General features: G+C 43.6%; 12 protein-coding genes. 8 read left to right on the forward strand and 4 right to left on the reverse strand.

Annotated elements, in window-relative coordinates:
- The first annotated feature begins 267 nt into the window (after positions 1–267).
- Positions 268–4,902, forward strand: coding sequence for a response regulator (locus tag RMY27_RS14970; protein ID WP_322664442.1), 4,635 nt, complete (start codon positions 268–270; stop codon positions 4,900–4,902).
- Between the two features lie 12 nt (positions 4,903–4,914).
- Entirely contained in the window at positions 4,915–5,994 is a 1,080-nt protein-coding gene (locus RMY27_RS14975; RefSeq protein WP_322664444.1) for a hybrid sensor histidine kinase/response regulator, read from the forward strand.
- Between the two features lie 228 nt (positions 5,995–6,222).
- Here RMY27_RS14975 and RMY27_RS14980 read toward each other — a convergent pair whose 3' ends face one another.
- Positions 6,223–7,278 carry a DUF6745 domain-containing protein gene (locus tag RMY27_RS14980; protein ID WP_322664446.1) on the reverse strand — a complete coding sequence of 352 codons (1,056 nt, stop codon included), beginning with the start codon at positions 7,276–7,278 and terminating at the stop codon, positions 6,223–6,225.
- Complete coding sequence (locus RMY27_RS14985; protein WP_322664448.1) at positions 7,265–7,558, reverse strand: hypothetical protein; 294 nt, start codon at positions 7,556–7,558, stop codon at positions 7,265–7,267. The genes RMY27_RS14980 and RMY27_RS14985 overlap by 14 nt, the downstream gene beginning before the upstream one ends.
- A 422-nt stretch (positions 7,559–7,980) precedes the next feature.
- Here RMY27_RS14985 and topA point away from each other — a divergent pair, with 422 nt between their 5' ends.
- The 5 genes from topA (at position 7,981) to RMY27_RS15010 (ending at position 15,648) form a co-directional block, all read left to right on the forward strand.
- Positions 7,981–10,632 (forward strand): type I DNA topoisomerase, encoded by a 2,652-nt coding sequence (gene topA, locus RMY27_RS14990; protein ID WP_322664450.1) that lies wholly within the window; start codon positions 7,981–7,983, stop codon positions 10,630–10,632.
- A gap of 401 nt (positions 10,633–11,033) precedes the next feature.
- Entirely contained in the window at positions 11,034–11,174 is a 141-nt protein-coding gene (locus RMY27_RS14995; protein ID WP_012410890.1) for a hypothetical protein, read from the forward strand.
- A gap of 7 nt (positions 11,175–11,181) precedes the next feature.
- Positions 11,182–11,646 (forward strand): type II 3-dehydroquinate dehydratase, encoded by a 465-nt coding sequence (aroQ, locus tag RMY27_RS15000; RefSeq protein WP_322664452.1) that lies wholly within the window; start codon positions 11,182–11,184, stop codon positions 11,644–11,646.
- 108 nt (positions 11,647–11,754) lie between these two features.
- Positions 11,755–12,699, forward strand: a complete 945-nt coding sequence (locus RMY27_RS15005) for an ADP-ribosylglycohydrolase family protein (protein ID WP_322664454.1) — start codon at positions 11,755–11,757, stop codon at positions 12,697–12,699.
- 231 nt (positions 12,700–12,930) lie between these two features.
- Entirely contained in the window at positions 12,931–15,648 is a 2,718-nt protein-coding gene (locus tag RMY27_RS15010) for an HD family phosphohydrolase (protein WP_322664456.1), read from the forward strand.
- Positions 15,649–15,747: 99 nt separating this feature from the next.
- Here the strand turns inward: RMY27_RS15010 and RMY27_RS15015 are convergent, their stop codons facing one another.
- Positions 15,748–16,416 (reverse strand): TetR/AcrR family transcriptional regulator, encoded by a 669-nt coding sequence (locus RMY27_RS15015; protein ID WP_322664458.1) that lies wholly within the window; start codon positions 16,414–16,416, stop codon positions 15,748–15,750.
- 332 nt (positions 16,417–16,748) lie between these two features.
- Between RMY27_RS15015 and RMY27_RS15020 the strand changes: the two genes are divergently transcribed.
- Positions 16,749–17,702 (forward strand): Rieske 2Fe-2S domain-containing protein, encoded by a 954-nt coding sequence (locus RMY27_RS15020; protein WP_322664460.1) that lies wholly within the window; start codon positions 16,749–16,751, stop codon positions 17,700–17,702.
- Between the two features lie 316 nt (positions 17,703–18,018).
- On the opposite strand, the gene RMY27_RS15025 is transcribed toward RMY27_RS15020, so the two are convergent.
- On the reverse strand, positions 18,019–20,337 hold the full coding sequence (locus RMY27_RS15025) for a filamentous hemagglutinin N-terminal domain-containing protein (RefSeq protein ID WP_322664462.1): 2,319 nt from the start codon (positions 20,335–20,337) through the stop codon (positions 18,019–18,021).
- Positions 20,338–20,419 lie beyond the last annotated feature (82 nt).

Consider the following 20,419-nt stretch of genomic DNA (forward strand, 5'->3'; position numbering starts at 1 on the left):
CTCACTCACACTCGACGCTCTATTATATGCAACTTCAATGTAAATTGATATAAGAGTTACGACGTTAAACGAAACAATATTATAAACTCCATCTGATAGCGTTGTAGGCGATGTAGTACAACGGCTCGTGAAGCGGACAAAAGCGCTAAATCCTTATCATGTTAGGGAAATCTGCTAGATTATTGCCAAGCGTTACATCAGGCTATTAACACGATGATATCGAGGTATAATTTTTTTGAAACGCGATCGCGTTTGTATTTTTAACTTATGAGTCATCCTTCTTGCCTCACGATCCTGCTGATTGATGATTGCGCTGAAGATCGAGAAGCATATCGTCGCTTTTTGGAGCAAGACAGTCTGTATACCTACCGCTTTTTGGAGTTTGAGACGGGAAAGCTAGCACTGAAATGGTGTCAACAGGAGATACCAGATATCGTTTTACTAGATTTTGCGTTACCCGATAGGGATGGACTGAAGTTTATTCAGCAATTTCGGGAATGCCATAGCAATACCCAAACTGCTGTGATTGTGCTGACAGAACAAGGGGATGAAATCATTGCTGTGCGTGCGATGACAAGTGGTGTACAAGATTATCTGGTTAAAAAGAAACTCACACCTGAAGTTCTTCAAGGCGCAATTCATCAGGCCGTTGAACGGATGGATTTGATTCGACAGTTAGAACAAAGTCGGGAACAGCAGCAACTGATTGCTGCGATCGCTTTACGGATTCGTCAGTGTGTGAAACTAGAAGAGATTCTGCGTACCACAGCCACAGAAGTGCGGCAGTTTCTCAAAGCAGACAGAGTAGTTATCTATCAATTTCAGCCGGATATGAGCGGTACAATTGTGGCAGAGTCAGTGCTTCCAGGTTGGACAGTGGCTTTGGGAAAGCAGATTTTAGACACCTGCTTTTACAAGGGAACCGGAAGTGACTATCGCCAAGGGAAAAAACGAGCAATCGACGATATTTATCAAGCTGGCTTAACGAATTGTCATTTGCAACTTCTAGAACAATTTGAAGTCAAAGCCAATTTGGTAGTACCTATTTTGGTCGAAGAGCGATTATGGGGATTATTAATTGCTCACCAATGTAGTGCATCTCGCCATTGGCAATCAGTAGAACTAGATTTGTTGGATCAACTGGCGGTGCAAATAGCGATCGCCATTCAACAGGGAAGTTCTGATGAGCAAGTACAGGCAGAACTAGCAGAACGCCAACGGACAGAAGCAGCTCTCAAAGCCAGTGAAGAGAAACTCAAGCTTACCCTGAGTTTTGCTGGTATTGGTTATTGGGAGTTGAACCCAATCACCAATCAAATATTTGCTAGTGAGAACGCAATTCGCTGTTTTAGTTCCGATCTGAGTGATGTGAATTGGACTTATGAAAAGTGGGCCAATCATTTATATCCAGAGGATCGAGAATGGGTTGAGCAAGAATTGAGGCAGGCGATCGCCACACAAACCGATTATGCAGTGGAATATCGAGTTGTCTGGCAAGATGGCAGCATTCATTGGGTATCGGCAAAAGGACGGGGAGTTTACGATGCAACCGGGCAATTGCTGCAAATGCTGGGCGTGCTAATGGATATCACAGAACGCAAGCTCTCGGAGGAGGAGCGGCGACGCACGCAGATGCTGCAAATTGAATTACGTCTTCTAGAGCAGATACTCGAAGTAGTTCTAGCAGGTTACTGGGACTGGGATATTCCAGGCAATCAGGAATACTTGAGTTTAACCTTCAAGCAGATGTTCGGCTATGAAGATCATGAGTTGGCAAATACACCAGAGAGCTGGCAACGCCTGATTTTTCCAGAGGATTTACCAGGTGTTCTGCAACTTTTTGAGCAACACATCCAAAGTCGTGGACAAATCCCCTATTACAATGAGGTGAGATATCGACATAAGGATGGTTCTACCGTTTGGGTCATTTGTTCCGGTCGTGTCATTGCCTGGGATCGAGACGGCAATCCCTTGCGGATGATTGGTTGCCATGTTGACATTACACAACGCAAACAAGCCGAACAGGAACTCATCCACAATCGAGATTTGCAAGAAGTAATTTTTAACGAATCTGCCGATGCCATCTTTCTGGTCGATCCGCAAACACTGCTCACCTTGAATTGTAATCGGCGGGCGGTAGAACTGTTTGAGGCGGTTGACAAAACTGAATTGATCGATATTAGTGGGCAAACACTCCAACTTCGTCCCTTCACTGCCAGCGAAACAGATGCGATCGTCAGAGATATGCAGTCAAAAGGTGTCTGGAGCCTAGAGATTGAATATGTTACTCTTCAGGGTAAAATTTTCTGGGGAAACATTGCAGCCAAGCCGATTACTGTAGCCGGACGTACCATGCATCTAGTCCGGATTGCTGATATCAGCGAACGCAAACAGGCACAAGAGGCATTGGCAAAATATGCCTATGAGGTCGAAGATTTATACAATAATGCCCCTTGTGGCTACCATTCCCTTGACAGCGAAGGTCGATTGCTTAAGGTCAACGAGACTGAACTGCAATGGTTGGGTTATACCCGTGAAGAAATGATTGGCCAACCCCTGGTAAATTTTTTCACCCCAGCCAGTCGCTTGTCCTTCGCACAAAGCTATCCTCGCTTCAAAAAGCAGGGTTCGGTGAAGAATTTGGAGTTTGACATAGTTTGTAAAGATGGCACAATTTTGCCAGTGCTGGTAAGCGCTACTGCTGTCAAGGATGCTGAGGGTAACTATCTATACAGCCGCAGCACCCTGTTTGATGTCCGTGAGCGCAAACAGACCGCGCAAGAACTGGAAGAATCACGCAAAATGCTGCAAACGGTACTAGATACATTTCCGCAACGTGTTTTTTGGAAAGACCGCCAATCGCGGTTTATCGGTTGCAATCCGGCATTTATTCGCGATTCTCAATTGACAGCCGATGAAATTATCGGCAAGACCGATTTTGAATTACCTTGGGCAAAGTTGGCACACCTCTACTATGCAGACGATGCGATGGTGATGAACACCCAAACACCTAAACTAGGCTATGAGGAGCCATTTGAAGGGGATAATGGCGAACAACTCTGGCTACGAACTAATAAAGTTCCCCTGACCAATAGTGTAGGAGAGGTGATTGGCATAGTGGTATCTCACGAAGATATCACAGAACGCAAACAAGCCGAAGCACAATTGCGGCAAACGAATGAGCAGCTTGCTAACGCAAATATGGAACTTGCCCGTGCCACTCGCCTCAAAGATGAATTTCTTGCAAACATGAGCCATGAACTGCGAACACCTCTCAATGCGATTTTGGGTATGTCAGAAGGCTTACAAGAAAGTGTATTCGGTTCTCTTAATGAAAGACAAGCAAAAGCGATCGCCACTATTGAACGCAGTGGCAGACATTTACTAGAACTAATCAACGACATTCTAGACTTGTCTAAAATTGAATCTGGCAAACTGGAACTGCAACTAAGTGATGTTTCGGTTAGGAGCCTATGTGATACCAGCCTTGCCTTTGTCAAACAGATGGCTTTGAAAAAAAATATTCGTCTTATTACTCATATTTCTGACAATATTGCCAGCATCCAAGTAGACGATCGCCGCCTGCGCCAAGTACTCATCAACCTGCTAAGTAACGCTGTCAAGTTTACGCCAGAACGGGGATCTGTAACGCTAGAAGTCCGGCTGGAGGGGCAGGGGAGCAGGGGAGCAGGGGAGCAGGGGAGCAAGGGAGCAGGGGAGCAGAGGGGCAGGGGAGCAGGGGAGCAGGGGAGCAGGGGAGCAGAGGGGCAGAGGGGCAGAGGGGCAGGGGAAGTAAGGGAAGTAAATTCTTCCTTGTCTTCCTCATCTTCTCTAAATCTCTGTTTCCATATCAGTGATACCGGCATTGGTATCGCCCCTGAAGAAATTAGCAAGCTGTTCCAGCCTTTTATCCAGCTTGACAGCAGCCTTAACCGCCAGTACAGTGGCACTGGTCTAGGTTTGGCACTGGTACAAAAGATTATTACCCTACATGGAGGAACAGTCTTAGTTAGCAGTGAAGTTGGAAAGGGAAGTTGTTTTACCGTCCGCATTCCCTACCGTACCAGCAGCAATAATGTTCTCAGGACGCAGGTAACTACTTCATTACCCAGCTATCCCTTACTTGCTGAAAATGCTCAAGTTTTGATTATCGAAGATTCTGTGGCGGCAGCCGATCAGATTACTCGTTACTTCCGCGAGATGGGAATGCAACCCATCATCTATTCTCAAGGTGAAGGAGCCGTAGAAGAAGTGCTGCGAGTTCAACCTGCTCTAATCATTCTCGATCTGCAACTACCGAACCTATCGGGTTGGGAGGTGCTAAATCAACTCAAGAGCAACCCAAAAACCAAAGATATTCCAACAATCATCATTTCAGTTATGGATGAGCATAGCAAAGGACTGGCTCAGGGAGCATTTGAATATCTGGTCAAACCCATTACCCGCGCTCAACTTCAGGTAACTATAGAGAAGCTACAACATCCTGCCCGTTCTGACTCGCCAAATTTAATTGTAGTGCCAGAAGTCTTTCTGGAGAATCCTTTGATTTTGCTGGCAGAAGATAATCAACCAAATATTGATACGATGTCTGCTTATCTTGAAAGTCGAGGGTATCATATCATTTTGGCAAATAATGGACAACAAGCTATTGACCTTGTGAGAGTTCAATGCCCCGACTTAATTGTGATGGACATCCAAATGCCGGGAATGGATGGGTTAGAAGCAATCCGCCGCATCCGTAACGATCGCCAATTTGCGCATATTCCCATAATTGCACTAACAGCATTAGCTATGCCCAGCGATCGCGAAACTTGTTTAGCCGCTGGGGCTAATGAATATTTGACCAAACCCATAAAACTTAAACAGCTTGTAACCACAATTCAACAACTTTTAGGAAGGTAGCGGAAATTCTCGATGGATAGTCAACCCTCTATTTTAGTGATCGATGATGAACCCGATAACTTTGATGTTGTTGAAACTCTGCTGGATGGTGAAAAGTACCAGCTATACTACTCTCCTAGTGGTCAACAAGCTCTAAATCGCCTCGATAGTTTTCAGCCCGATCTGATTTTATTAGATGTGATGATGCCCGATCTTGATGGGATGGAAGTTTGCCGACGCATCAAAGCTGATTCACAATGGCAAGCAGTGCCGATCATTATGGTGACAGCATTAACCGATAAAGAAGATTTGGCTCGATGTCTGGCGACAGGTGCAGATGACTTCATTAGTAAACCAGTCAATGGTGTAGAATTACGAGCTAGAGTTCACTCCATGTTGCGGATTAAGCAGCAGTACGACAATATGCAAGTATTGCTCAAACTGCGAGAAGACATGGTAAACATGATTGTGCACGATCTGCGAAATCCACTTACCAGTATTGTTTTAGGCGCAGAGATTCTACGGTTGTCAAGTTTGTCACCTGAACAACAGCAAGGCAAAGTCGATCAAATTTTAGTTGCTGGACAACAACTGCAATCATTAATCGATAGCTTGCTGATCATGGCAAAGCTGGAATCTGGAAAAATGGTTCTCAACTACACAGAAGTAGACCTTTGTACGCTATGTATGTCAGCATTAGCAGATATTGAGGCGATCGCTAATCAAAAAAACCTGACTCTGATACGCGAACTACCCGAACCTGGTGGCATTGTTGCAATAGATGCAGTTATCTTTCGTCGAGTGCTGGATAATTTGCTCTCCAATGCCATTAAGTTCTCCCCGTCCAAGTCTCAAGTTACCCTACGGGGAGAGTATTTAGCAGCAGGCGGTGTAAAAGTGCAAGTCGCTGATTCTGGTTCGGGAGTAAGTCTGGAGTTACGACAAATCATTTTTGAGAAGTATGAAATTGGAACTTCGATACCAGAAGTTTCGCAAATTGGTTTAGGATTGGCTTTCTGCAAAATGGCGATCGACGCACATTCTGGTTCAATTACTATTGAAGATAATTATCCAAATGGTAGTATCTTCACTGTACTACTCAAAAATGAATAATTAACTCTCAAGTTACTGCATTTAATAAATATACTATGCCCTTTCTGCTAATGTGACATCTAGCATGAATGGATTGTCATTACCTTAAAATTTAGCGATCGCTCTCCACTTCTCCCGATAAATTGGAATCAAAGCCTCTTGCTCAGGTGTTAGCGTGTGAATCATTTTTACTAATCAAAAACTTTCATCTACTTGAACAATTTATAAATGGGGAAGCCCTTTAAATAATTATGTTTGCACGCCAAATGTCTCTGGATCTACACCCCAATTTACCCAACTAATTGCTTCACGCGCTGAGTTCATGCTCGGTGGAACTCGCAAGGCGTGAATAAACCCTGTACTGGGGCAAGTCATTTTTAATAAATAAATTGCTTCTTCATCAACATCAGCATTAATTTTTAATAGAGTGTATTCTTGCCAAGTATCTAATTCAATAGCTTGTAATTCTTGGCAAATTCTAGCGTAACCAATACCCTGAATTAACACTCGGCGTAGTTCGGCGTTTTCCTCTGTCAAAAGCCATTGAGATTGCCATTGCTGCGGGTGGATTTTACCGTATTTTTCAGGCAAGGTTACGCCGTGGTATGAGTAAAGGCTATATCCATCAGTAAATTCAATGGCGGGTTTACCTTCAGCGTGGAGGCGATTTTGATTGTCGAAGCGCAGGTGAAGAGGGCGATCGCATATTATACAAAATTTTTCAAATGGAGAGAGCCAACCACAAAACCTTGATAAAGACTGTAAAGTTTCCCATCTTTTTTTACTGTAATGATAATTTAATACAGAAACGTAAAAATCCACATGACAACAACGATTCGCCAAACTTTGGAAATTTAGCCAGAGACGATCTCCTAAATATATATTAAATTTAGGCTGATTATGGACTTTATCTTCTAATACATATTCTCTGGGAGTGAAACTTGGTTCAAAAATAGTTAACTTTCTAAAAATCTGCGTATTTGTTTGATATGAAAAATCTCTATATTTATTAGTTAAGCTTGCCGTAATATAGCCGCAAACCTTATCATTTAAACTTAGAAATTCTAGATTTTTAAAACTTAAATTAGGTAGCTTCTGATAAATAATTTTTAAACCAGCATAAGGACTTTCACAAAAAATAATTTCCGGATCTTGTTTATTAATAGCTGTATATGCAGCTTTGACAACTTCCGCAGCTTTTTCACGATCAATTCGCTCAGTTGAAAGCGCGATCGCTCTCCACTTCTCCCGATAAACTGGAATCAAAGCCTCTTGCTCAGGTGTTAACTTTTCAATCAGCGACATAACGCCAACCTTCAGGCTCGTATTCCCGTTGAATTTTCACCATCCAGTCACCTTGGGGAATAGAAATAGCTTTATGCTCCTCATGGTCAAGCAATGCCGACTCTGAAAACACACGTAAATAGAGTGTGCTATGTTTTTCGTATAATTCAGCATTTCCCTCAGTAATGCGATGCTTATGCCCCGTAAATTCGCCTTTTGCCAAAGTTAAGTGAGGTATTTTTTGTCCTTCAACCTGCTGCACAGGTAGTAAAATAACATCACCCTGACGAATTGGTTGCATAGTTTTGCTTTCCTGATATAGGTATAAATGCTACTTCGCTTTTCCTCTCAAGTTTGGTTTAATTTTGGCACAAGCTATATGAAAGTGGGAATTGGGCATTGGTCAAATCGATAGTTATTCTTCTTTTGCTCTCCCTGCTTTCTTATCTCCCAGTACCCAATCCCCAAATTTTTCAAACTGTAGTCGCCAATTATGCGTTAGATAAGTTAAAGATTGAAATAGCTGGAAATTCACACCCAGCGTATCCTCATTTATCCTCTGGGACAGACTGGGCATTAAGTTCAGCGGATTTTCTCCCAAGCAGGCAGTTTATGTGAGGATTAAATCACCGCCCTAAGCGTGACCATTTATCTTGACAATTTGTAAAAGTTACCTCAATTTGACTGTTTAGCTTAGTAGCTCTTCTTTTTATTGAAATTTCCATGTCAACTCTCGTCATCGTCGAATCTCCAACCAAAGCTCGTACCATTCGCAACTACCTGCCAGCAGGCTATCGGGTGGAGGCATCTATGGGTCATGTGCGTGACCTACCCCAGTCGGCTAGTGAAATTCCCGCTGCCGTCAAAGGGGAATCATGGGCGCAGCTAGGGGTAAATGTGGACGCCGACTTTGAACCGGTGTATGTTGTCCCGAAAGACAAAAAGAAAATTGTTACCCAACTTAAAGATGCCCTTAAAGATGTAGATGAACTGATTCTGGCAACAGACGAAGACCGGGAAGGTGAAAGCATTAGTTGGCATTTATACCAATTGCTGAAGCCGAAAGTTCCGACTAAGCGGATGGTGTTTCACGAAATTACCCAAGAGGCGATCAAAAAAGCTCTGAAAGATTGCCGCAATATCGATGAGCAGTTGGTTCGCGCCCAAGAAACCCGGCGGATTTTAGATCGACTGGTGGGCTATACCCTTTCTCCTCTCCTATGGAAAAAAATCGCCTGGGGATTATCTGCTGGGCGAGTGCAATCTGTAGCTGTGAGGCTTTTAGTTACTAGGGAACGCCAACGTCGCGCTTTCCATGAGGGTACATACTGGGATTTAAAAGCTAGTTTGTCAAAGGAAAAAACCCCTTTTGCTGCCCAGTTGGTAACATTGGCAGGAACTAAAATCGCTAACGGCAGCGATTTTGACGCAACGACCGGAGAAATTACCGCAGGTCGCAATGTCTTGTTGCTCAACGAGGAACAAGCGGTAGCACTCAAGGAACGCCTAACTGGGAAAACCTGGAATGTTAACGACATCGAAGAACGCCCAGTGACGCGTAAACCGTCGCCACCGTTCACCACTTCGACGTTGCAACAAGAATCTAACCGGAAACTGCGTCTCTCGGCTCGTGACACGATGCGGGTTGCTCAGAATTTGTACGAGCAAGGGTATATTACCTATATGCGGACAGATTCGGTACATTTGTCAGATCAAGCGATCGCAGCTGCTCGCAGTTGTGTAGAAAAGCTCTACGGTCAACAATACCTCAGTCCCCAACCCCGGCAATACACCACCAAATCCAAAGGCGCACAAGAGGCACACGAAGCAATTCGTCCAGCAGGTAGCACCTTCCGCACCCCCCAAGAAACTGGTTTGGGCGGTCGAGAACTTGCCGTTTACGATTTGATTTGGAAGCGGACTGTCGCCTGTCAAATGGCTGATTCGCGGCAAACTCAAATTACTGTGCAATTGCAAGTCGAGGACGCTGGATTCCGTTCTTCTGGCAAACGGATTGAATTTCCCGGCTACTTACGCGCCTACGTCGAAGGTTCAGATGACCCAGAAGCAGCACTGGAAGACCAGGAGGTAATTTTACCAAATCTGAAAGTGGGAGATCATCCAAATTGTACAGAGTTAGAAGCTGTTGGGCACGAAACTCAACCGCCAGCTAGATACACCGAAGCAACTTTAGTGAAAACCTTAGAAAGCGAAGGTATAGGTCGTCCTAGTACCTACGCCAGCATCATTGGCACAATTATCGACAAGGGTTATGCCCATTTGGTGACTAACGCTCTCATTCCCACCTTCACCGCTTTTGCCGTCACCGACTTGCTGGAAAAATATTTCCCGGACGTTGTTGATCCCAGTTTTACCTCGAAGATGGAGCAAACTCTCGATGATATTGCCACAGGTGAAGCAAAATGGCTGCCCTACTTGCAGAAATTCTATCTGGGAGATAAAGGACTAGAAACGCTGGTAAAAGAACAGGAAAGTCAAATTGATGCCACCAAAGCTAGGACTGTAGAACTAGAGAATCTAGATGCCAAAGTCCGCATTGGTAAATATGGCCCTTATATTGAAGTTGAAAATGGTGAAGGAGTTATCACCGCTTCAATTCCCAAAGACCTGACACCAGCTGACCTCGACCCCAAACAGGTAGAAGTATTGCTGCGGCAAAAAATTACAGGCCCTGACCAAGTAGGTCGCCATCCCGAAACTGGCGAACCAATTTATGTGAAAATTGGTGCTTACGGGCCTTATGTTCAATTGGGTGACAAAACCGACGAAAACCCCAAACCGAAACAAGCCTCCTTACTCAAAGGTGTCACTCCAGAAACCGTTACCCTGGAAATGGCTGTTGGTCTGTTGGCACTACCCCGGACATTAGGAGTTCATCCAGTTACTGGTGGCAAAATTCAAGCAAGTTTGGGACGGTTTGGCCCTTATGTGGTTCATGACCAGGGTAAGGAGGGGAAAGACTACCGCTCTCTGAAAGCTGCTGATAATGTATTGGCAATTAGCTTAGAACGTGCATTGGAATTGCTATCTGAACCCAAAAAGGGACGCAGTTCTACCAACAGCAAGTCTAAGGCAGCCTTACGCGAATTGGGTACGCATCCAGAGGACGGGGAAACAATTAACATCTACGATGGCCCCTATGGCCCTTACATCAAGCATGGTAAAACTAATGTCAGTATCCCAGAAGGTCAAACGGTAGAAGATATAACCCTGGCGGCGGCGCTGAGTTTGTTGGCAGCTAAGGCATCGACTGGAAAATCGACTCGCAAAACGAGTAAATCAACGACTTCCAAATCTAAGTCAACTGCTAAATCCTCAACGACTGCTGCAAAGAAAAAGGGTACAGAAGGCTAGTGGTAAGTCAAACAATTTTGGATTTTAGATTTACGCTAGCGTAGCGTTAGCAACGGAGGAGTGTTTTTTAGATGGATTTTGCTCATAACGGGCAACCCATAAACCCTAAAATTCTCTCAATCCAAAATCTAAAATCTAAAATTCCTACTCAATAGTCTATCTAAAGTCCGATTTTTAACTCTTGACCCTTGATATCCATCCTTGATAGGATACAGTTCAGTAGGTTCAAGTGTGATACTCTAAAAAGTAAGGGAAAACACAACACTAAATTTTAGAAGTGGCTTATGTCCCAAATGCGGGATTGTGTATCAGCCCGATTGGAAGCCAGAGGTGCGAAAGTATGTCTTTTCTGCGTACCTGTTAATCAAAAATTGAGGTAGTATCTCAGGAGCGATCAGTTCATGGACTATATAGAAAAGGTGCTGGAAAAGCTTAAGGAATTAGCTCGTAGGCTAATCGAAAGCCTATTAGGGCCAGAGGCTGAACCGGAACCGGAACTGATTCCGATTCCTGTGAACGATCGCTCTCGGCGTCGCCACTAACCCCACAGTGGTAAACTCGACGTTGCAACCTTTAAGTATTCTGGCACTGCATGGGCCAAACTTAAATTTGCTAGGACAGCGAGAACCAGGAATCTATGGTTCGTTGACACTAGCTGAAATTAACCGCCTGTTAGAAGAAGAAGCATTCAAATTACAGGCGAAAGTTTTTCCTTTGCAGTCAAATCATGAAGGAATTTTGGTAGATAGTATTCATGCTGCGTTAGGGCAACATCAGGGAATTCTGATTAATGCAGGAGCATACACCCATACAAGTGTGGCCTTGCGAGATGCGATCGCTGCTGTGAATTTGCCGACAGTGGAAGTACATCTGAGTAACATTTACCGCCGGGAAGAATTTCGCCATCATTCGTATATCGCCCCAGTTGCGATCGGCCAAATAAGTGGTTTTGGCTTTCAAAGTTACTTATTGGGCTTACAAGCTTTGATAGATCATTTAAGAGTTAGGAGTTAGGAGAGACGCGATCAATCGCGTCTGTACAAGAGTTAGGAATTGGTAGTTGGTAGTAAAGTTAGGAATTAGTAATATTTCATTAACTTCATACTTTTAACTACATAATTTATGCGTTACTCTCCTATAAGTCGTTTTAAAGGAACTTTACTCGGAGCATTCCTGGGAGGAAGTTTAGCTCCTGGCAGTAAAGTACAGTTTGAGAGATCCCTAGATTTAGGCAGAATGGCGGTTCTGGGTATCCAGAGTTTGATTGCGTTAGGTAGATTAGATTTAGATGATTGGATAGAGCGTCAGCAAGAAGAATCTCCTCATTTAGTAGCAACTGATGACATCTCGATAAGAATAATTATTGCCACATTACCAGTAGCACTTTTTTTTCACGAAAATCCAATTAAGCTCCGGCAAAACTTGCTGCGTGTGCTGAAAATCTGGGAGGCTGATCCAGTAGTCAGGGATGGAACGCTAGCAGTAGGATATGCGATCGCTCTTGCCCTAACTGAAAAACTCGACCCTCTAACTCTTATCCCACAAACAATTTCTTTTATCGGAGAAACACCGACAACAATACCAAAAAAATTATTAAGAGTCCAGAATTTATTAGAGCAAGGGGCTGGATTATCAACGGCGCAAGCTGAGTTTGCTAAGGAAGAAAAGCTCAGTAACACTATTGCTATGGCATTTTACTGCTTTTTGAGTACCTTAGAAGACTTTCGCTTGACAGTTTTGCAGGCTACTTACAATGACAATTCTCCGGTGCAAGATGCTACGCTTCTAAGCTCACAGGCTACAGGTGCAATTGCTGGTGCTTTATCGGGAGCATATAACGGGACAGGCGGAATTCCCGTAAATTGGCAAGTTCTGCTCTTGCGGAGCAATTCTCCAGTATGGGGACTAACTAGCTTTTCCCAAGTGTTAGAATTGACCGATGCATTTGTGGGGGTGTGGTCAGGAGTGTATAATCTTACCTTAAACCCAAAAGAGTTAACAGAGGAGGGATGTGAGGTGGCTTTGCTTTCAGTTTATGCAGCTCCTCGCGTTATTCGGTCGCGTTAATCTTAAATTAACCAGATCAGGGGTTAAAGCTAGGCAAACTTCCGCCACAGTCGTATTAGTCTCATATACTAGAATTTTTCAGTAAACCCTTGGACTGATTCTGTAGCTAACTATTGTGGCAAATCAGCAATAAATAAGCCCCTGCCACCGACTTGCAGCCGCCGCAGATTAAACTTTCCTGATGATTGTCTTTTTTTGAACTATCAAAGTTGGCAATTGCAGGTAGAGATAATGAAAATGCATCAATTTTTGCAGTTCTTGAACCAGCAATTGACTCACTGGCGGCGACAGTACAAAACACTACGCCGTAAAGGAAAGTTAATGAGAAGTCCCAAAAATAAAACCCATACAAGGGAACTTCTAAGGACTATGCTCAAGAATGTATTCCTGTTTTTATCAAAAACCAATGAGAAAAACGAACGCCGAAAACAAGAAAGAGCGCTAAGGTCAAAGGCAAAATCGGTCAAAATTAAGAGTAGTATTTATGTAGTTGCTTTAAATTGGACATATAAACAGCGTTACTCGGTGATTTTGGCGATCGCTGTAGTGTCCCTCACAGGTGTGATTGGGCATAAATTATACAATCAGACTCAACTCAAGGTAGGACATCCCGCGCCCCAAACGATTACAGCGCCTTACACAGCTAGCATCGAAGATCAGAAAAAAACCGAAGCCGAGCGCAAAGCCGTCAGTACAAGCTCCTTACAGATATTGATGCTTGATACGCGAATCAATGAAAAAATCAACGAAAATTTGCAACAACTTCTAGATGATGGCAATGAAATTCGCGCTGTTGCTGGAGCTTTTCCTTTCTTTGATCCTGTGGTTTTATCTATCTCTACCCAACGTTACCTCCGCTCTTGTCCTGATTTAGAATGGCAAGCACTGCTATCGGCTATAGAAAATAGTAAAAATCAACAGCAGAAGGGAATCGGACAAACCACCGCTTCATCCCGTCCATCATCCGTCGCTACACCTAATCAAAAACGCCAGCCGCGCATCACATCCAAATCTGATTCCCAGAGTCTAGAAAAGACAGAGCCAGTAGATTTTTCTCAAAACACTGACTTTACTCAAGCTGTAGCAGAACTAGAATCTTACCGCCTCACAACTTCTGAGAAAAGCTTGTCGTTAGTGATTGCCGAAATTTCCCAAACACGTGAAAGATACATCCAAGCCACTGCCAAACTTTTAAAGTTAGAGACTGTTAGCCGCGAAGCAGTATATGAAGAATCTCTACTTTTGGATTTATCAGATGTGGAATGGGAAAAAACCCAAATGGGAATCCATCAAAGTATAGAGCGGATTCTCACCCAAGGCATCCCACAAGGACTGCCAAAAAATATCTTGCAAGATGCGGTGAGTTTACAATTACAGACCTTTGTACCAGAATCCGCTGAAACTTTGGCCAAAAATCTGTTGTTAGCTGTACTCAAGCCGAATCTGCAAAAAGATGAAGAACAAACCAGACAAAATGCTCAAAAGGCCGCGGCTGGTGTCCCACCCGTGATGGTGCAGGTACGGTATGGTGAGGTGATTGTCAAAAAAGGAGCGCAAATTACTGCATGGAACTTTGAGGTGCTGGAGCATTATCGCCTGATTCGCCGGGAGATAAAGTGGCAGGAGTTGGTGAAGTTAGGAGGCGTTATTACAATCGCTATTGGCATTTTTGTCTGGGTAGAACGCCATATTGATTACGAATTGCGACAACGCGATCGCCTGTTGGTGTTATTGCTAACTCTAAGTGTGCCAGGAGTAATCGTCATCGGATTGCCCTATACCACCTGGAGCGCCCTTGGTTTATTGTTGGGAAGCTTTTACGGCCCCACTTTGGGATTGACAGTTGTCGGACTGCTATGGCCGATATTAGGCATTAGCTTGGATATGAGTAAGGCTGCGCTTTTAGCTGGTGCTGGGGGAGGAATATTAGGTAGTTACATTGCCCAACGATTCCGATCGCGTGAGGAGTTGGCATTATTAGGCGTTGCGATCGCTTTAACTCAAGGCGGTATTTACCTGCTTGTTAAAATCTTAAGTGGTCAAGTATTTGGTTCAACCTGGTATATTGTCTTCCAAGAAGCGGGATTATTTGCTTTATCCGGCTTATGCTGGAGTGTTATCGCTTTGGGTTTGAGTCCTTATCTAGAAAAAGTTTTTGATTTAGTTACCCCAATCCGCCTAGCAGAACTGGCGAATCCTAACCGCCCTTTATTAAAACGACTTGCTACTGAAACTCCGGGAACTTTTCAACATACGCTGCTTGTGGCTACTCTTGCTGAAGCTGCTGCCAAAGAATTAGGATGCAATGTTGAATTAGTCAGGGCTGGAACATTATATCATGATATTGGTAAAATGCACGACCCTCTTGGCTTTATTGAAAATCAAATGGGGGGGCCGAATAAACACGATACTGAGATTAAAGATCCTTGGAAGAGTGCAGAAATTATTAAAAAGCACGTAACTGAAGGGTTGGTAATGGCGCGTAAACACCTTTTACCTACGGCGATTCAAGCTTTTATTCCAGAGCATCAGGGTACGATGCTGATTGCCTATTTCCATCACCAAGCCCAGCAAATGGCTCAGTCAGATCCAAGTTTAACTGTAGACGACGCAGATTTTCGCTACGATGGGCCAATTCCCCAGTCACGGGAAACCGGAATTGTCATGTTAGCAGATTCTTGCGAAGCGGCGCTGCGATCGCTGCAAGCATCGGCTAAATCTGTGGGAGACAAGCGATCGGTTAAAGATGTCTCCAGCGAACAAGCTTTAGCAATGCTGAATAATATACTACGTGCCAAGTGGCAAGACAATCAACTCGTCGATTCAGGACTAAAACGGGAAGAGATGTCACAAATTGCTCAAATATTTGTGGATGTTTGGCAGCAATTTCATCACAAACGGATTGCTTATCCGAAGTTAAAGGCTAGTAGCACTGGGCGGAATTCGTAATTCATCATAAATATTGGCTAAGAATGCGATCGCTCAATAGTCACTGGAGTGAGTTAATTTGACCGACTACTTGAATTTTTACCAATTTGATATAATTCTTCATTCCCCACTTTTAACTTTGATTGCTTGCACACCAGCCAAAATAAAATTAACTGCTGCTTGAGTATGCTGCTCAATCATTTCTGGACTTAGCAGTTGCAAATCGGGTCTAGTATGCTTAATGTTTTCGTAAGCGTTGAAGTATAAATTACAAACTCCAATAATATGCAGAGTGGTGAAAAATGGATCGATCTGACGGAAACACCCTTCCGCCATCCCCCGCTCTAAAATCTTGATCAGATAGCTAAAATTTTCTTGCCAATTCCCCTCTTTGAAATACTTTCCCTGATTTTGGTTTGCTTCTTGGAACCAAAGCATTCCTCTGTGCGGGTGAGCAGCTTCATAGGCGATCGCTTCTTTGACAAGCAGTTTCAAGGCTTCCTCTGGTGGCAAATGATCCAAATTTAGCTGCTCGAACCCTTCGTGCATCTCCACCGCCGGACGTTGCAGAACCGCTTGGTATAGCCCTTCCTTGCTCTGGAAGTAGTAGTAAATCATCGCTGTAGTGACACCTGCACCTCTAGCGATCGCTCCTGTCCGCGCCCCTTGAAGTCCATTTCTGGCAAACTCCGCTTCCGCCGCATCGAGAATCTGCTTTTTCGTCGCTTCTGCATCGCGCACTTGACGCGGCTTTTTAGATAAGAATTTTGACTGTGTTGAACGACCCACATTGCTCCATCATCATAACGAAAATATATTAACTAAAAACTTGGTTAGTAGTTGACATATAAGATGAAATTTATTAAATTAATATTCATTAACTAATTTTTTAGTTAGTTATACAAATTGTCTATGCAGTAGCCGAAGTTAGCCGAGCAAATGCCAGGTAGTATTAGTTCGTCCATTGCAGACAAGACTTTAGTTATCCCAATTTACATTCCAAAAAGTGATGTAGAACAGGCGATACCAGCTTGTCTACAACTTTTAAGTTTCAAGATTGCGTTAGCAAAAATAACGCATTTAGCGACTTTTCAAAAAATTATCAAGATTTTGGAGGGAAAATGGAACCAATTTTACCTGGTGCGCCTTGGTTAATTGCGCACAAATCTATATTGGGAGTGAATAAACCAAATAAAATCATATTAAATGGACAGGATTATGTTATTTGGCAAAACCAAAAAGGTGAAGTATTTGCCCTTGATAACATCTGTCCGCATATGCAAGCACCCTTGTCAGACGGCTGGATTTGTCAAGAAAGAGATACTATTACTTGCCCTTTTCATACCCTAGAATTTGATGGACAAGGCAGACTACAGCAAGGAGATAAAAAAGACATTCAGCCAATTATCAAACCATTAGAGCTAATTATTAGCAATGATTGTATCTGGACTTATGCCGGATTTGAGCCAAGATTGCCTATCCCAGATTTGCATCAGAAAATTGGAGATGAATACGAGTTTATTGGAGTAGCTGGGGACAAAAGTATTAAGGGTGATTTTTTGAGTAACCTGATGGTTAACTATGACTATAACCACCAAAATGGTACTCATAAAGAACTATTTAAAATTACATCTTGTAATGTAAGTTCTTTTGAAGAAAAAGGATACTATTCCACAGTTAAACAAGAACTGACGAGAGCCAACAACACGCTAGGAGAAATTCTCAAAAATCCTATTTTGGGAATCTTCCCTAAAAAGCTTGCTAACACACTCGAATACGCTTTTCCTTCAACTACAGCTTTTTTTGCTAAAACGCCTATTGGTGATATTGCTCAAATTCATATTCTCTACCCGGAAACAGAAAAGATCACTAAGACGTTTATTTTGATGTACGCCAAAGTCGTCAATCCTTTGATGAAATTTCTATTTAAAAACTCAGTTTTACAAGCAGCAGCTACAGTTATTGAACAGGATACAGGTGCGGTCGAAAGCTTGTATCCTCGACAAAAGACAAAAATCAGATTGCCAAATGAAGAGATTATGTTCTATGCAGAAAACCTCTACCAAAATTGGTAATTTAGATTTGCAAAGCCTAACTGCGCTTTACAATTAAACAGTAGTTAATTACTGCTGTCCATACTCAAATATACGGCAACTAAAATCGCTGAAGTAATGCCTGGTAGCTATGGCTTGACCTTAGCAACGTCCGCCGAGTTGCCGATGATTTAAACGTATCACAGTTGGTGCTAGGGAAAAGTTTAGCAGTGGCAAAGCGAGTGCAATCTACCAAAAGCGATCGCTGAGGCTCATCTCAGTTTAGGCAACACAGCCCGCGCCCTAGCTCTAAGTTAATACTAATGAGCTATGCTGTACCCAGTCCACAATCTAAAATCTAAAAATCGCTACGACAATTAGGTGGTGTCTGCCAGGAACTCTGAGGCGTAGCTGTGGATGCATCAGCCGTAAGTACTACCTCACCTTTATCATTTCTCATCCATCCTTGGGCTTCCACAATCAGCGCTGCCGTCGGGCTAGTTGTCTGAGTCGAAACATTTGTAATAACGTGGTTTTCAGCCATTGCTTTGAGAGTTACCCAATCAACTTGAACAGCATCACTGCTGAGGGGTTCGGTTCTAGGGTTGGGCGGTAAGCCACCGCGTCCAGTAATGATGAAACTGCTTTGATTTTGTGCTGTATCCGCTTGACAGGCTTGGGTTACTTCAGTGTCAACTAGTTGGGTTGGTAAGTTGATTAAACCACGGGTGGGGTCAACATCCGGCGTATTAATTTCTACAGTACCGTTGAGGCCAAAATCTGAACTGGCGTTGATTTCACTTATTTTTGGATTTGGAGGCAGCTTGGTGCGATTCTCTAATCCATAGATGCCAGTGGTGTTGATTTCAATCCGACCCCCAGTACCCTGATTGGCATTAGCAAGGATGTCGCTGTCTTCACCAGGGAGGGCGATAATGAATGGGGCATCAATTCTGATATTACCGCCATTGCCGTTATTGCCAGCTGTAGTGGCGATCGCACTGCGGTTACGTATTAGTATTAAATCCCGCGCCTGTAAACTAATATTCCCACCCCTACCCGATGCTGTTGTACCTGTGAGTTTTCCTTGGGTGTCCAGTGTGATCGAGTTAGCATTCACTGTCAGTAGACCTGCATTCCCAGTTCCTCGACTACTCACAGTTACTTCACCCCCATTCAAGACATTTAATTCTTCAGCCTTAACTATGATGTTTCCTCCCTGCCCAGTAGACTTAGCAAAAGTGGAAGCTGAAATCCTTGCCCCATCCTGAACAATCAACTGCCCAGTTTCTATCTCTAAGTTTCCCGCCGAGCCACTACCTTCAGTCCCAACAAGTAAGGCGCTTCTACTCTTACCTTTTGTTCCAATGAGTTGGATAGAGTCTGCGGTAACAGACAACGTTCCTCCCTTTCCCTGTTCCTGACTACGAGTGGAAGCTGAAATCTGCGCCCCATCTTGAACAATCAACTGCCCAGTTTCTATCTTCAATTCTCCGGCAGATCCAGCGCCCTCTGTTATAGTAAACAAGACACTGGGGTCATTTCCTGGTGAGATTCCAATGAGTTGGATAGAGTTGGCAGTCACAAACAACTTTCCCCCCTGCCCAGTAGATTCTTTAGAAGTGGAAGCTGAAACCTGCGAGCCATCTTGAACAATCAACTGCCCAGTTTCAATTCTCAATTCTCCCGCAGTTCCAGAGCTTGTTGTCTCAGTCAACAGACTGCTTCTTCCCAAGAGTTCTACTGACTCCAAGGCGTTCACCACTAATGTTCCTCCCGATTTTGAGCCTAGCGTATTAACCGCAATAGTTGAATCATCGGTGAGTGTAACGCGCTTGCCTTGTACCTGGATACTGCCACCGCCTTGACCAGTAGCAGTTATTCTAGCTCTCTTGGTAAGAGATACATTTGCTCGCGCTACATTATCAGGAAAACTTAAGCGAAAATTGTTGTTATTAATATTCAACCCTATTGTTCCTGTTTCTGCCAATCCTCCTAATTCAATTCGACCATCTGGAGCGCTCAGTAGCGCTCCTTCTAGATTCACATCGCCTCCCACTAGCACTAAACTCTGACTGTTAGAAACCGATAGTTGGCTTGTTTTATTGACTTGAATCGACTCAATAGGCTGAGATAGAATTTGATTGAATAAAAATGCAGAAGGATTCACTCTCAACAAGGAGTTAAGCGAATTGACGGGTGAAGTCATAGAAAATTCTCCACCACCGGGAAACTGGATCGCACTGGCTGTTGTGACGAGAAATGAACCGTTAATTTTTAATTTGGCATTCTTTCCAAATATGATGCCCTTGGGATTTATTAAAAAGAGATTAGCTTTACCTTGAGCTTGAAGTGTCCCCTGGATGTCAGAGCGGTTTCCCCCTGTAACTCGCACCAAAATATTGTTAATGCTAGAGGCGTTACGGAAATCTACTGTCTCCTGGTTTTTAACGCTAAAGTTGCTGAAACTGTGGAATAAATTTGTATCGCCAACGGTTGTACCCCCTGTAATTTGGTAGGTTGTACTGTCGGGTGACTCCACTTTAGTTCCCAAAGAGGAATCGGGAGTGACCTGAGCGGATGTGCGGCTTCCTTCTATTCCAATCGCACCCACTAAAATCACCAAGCCCGACAACCCTAAGTGGTAACCGCGACCAAACCAGTTTCTTAAACTCACAAAACTTGTCTCCTAACCCTTGAAAGTTACTTTATGGGAAGCTAGAACACCACTTCAGTAATGCTTGTGCAACCTTTCCCCC

It is taken from the genome of Nostoc sp. DedQUE09, assembly GCF_034530915.1.
Lineage (GTDB): Bacteria > Cyanobacteriota > Cyanobacteriia > Cyanobacteriales > Nostocaceae > Nostoc.

Excerpts from the sequence above, each read along its gene's own strand:
- RMY27_RS14970 (WP_322664442.1), top strand. The coding sequence starts at position 268 with ATGAGTCATCCTTCTTGCCTCACGATCCTGCTGATTGATGATTGCGCT.
- RMY27_RS14975 (WP_322664444.1), top strand. The coding sequence starts at position 4,915 with ATGGATAGTCAACCCTCTATTTTAGTGATCGATGATGAACCCGATAAC.
- RMY27_RS14980 (WP_322664446.1), bottom strand. The coding sequence starts at position 7,278 with ATGTCGCTGATTGAAAAGTTAACACCTGAGCAAGAGGCTTTGATTCCA.
- RMY27_RS14985 (WP_322664448.1), bottom strand. The coding sequence starts at position 7,558 with ATGCAACCAATTCGTCAGGGTGATGTTATTTTACTACCTGTGCAGCAG.
- topA (WP_322664450.1), top strand. The coding sequence starts at position 7,981 with ATGTCAACTCTCGTCATCGTCGAATCTCCAACCAAAGCTCGTACCATT.
- RMY27_RS14995 (WP_012410890.1), top strand. The coding sequence starts at position 11,034 with ATGGACTATATAGAAAAGGTGCTGGAAAAGCTTAAGGAATTAGCTCGT.
- RMY27_RS15005 (WP_322664454.1), top strand. The coding sequence starts at position 11,755 with ATGCGTTACTCTCCTATAAGTCGTTTTAAAGGAACTTTACTCGGAGCA.
- RMY27_RS15010 (WP_322664456.1), top strand. The coding sequence starts at position 12,931 with ATGAAAATGCATCAATTTTTGCAGTTCTTGAACCAGCAATTGACTCAC.
- RMY27_RS15020 (WP_322664460.1), top strand. The coding sequence starts at position 16,749 with ATGGAACCAATTTTACCTGGTGCGCCTTGGTTAATTGCGCACAAATCT.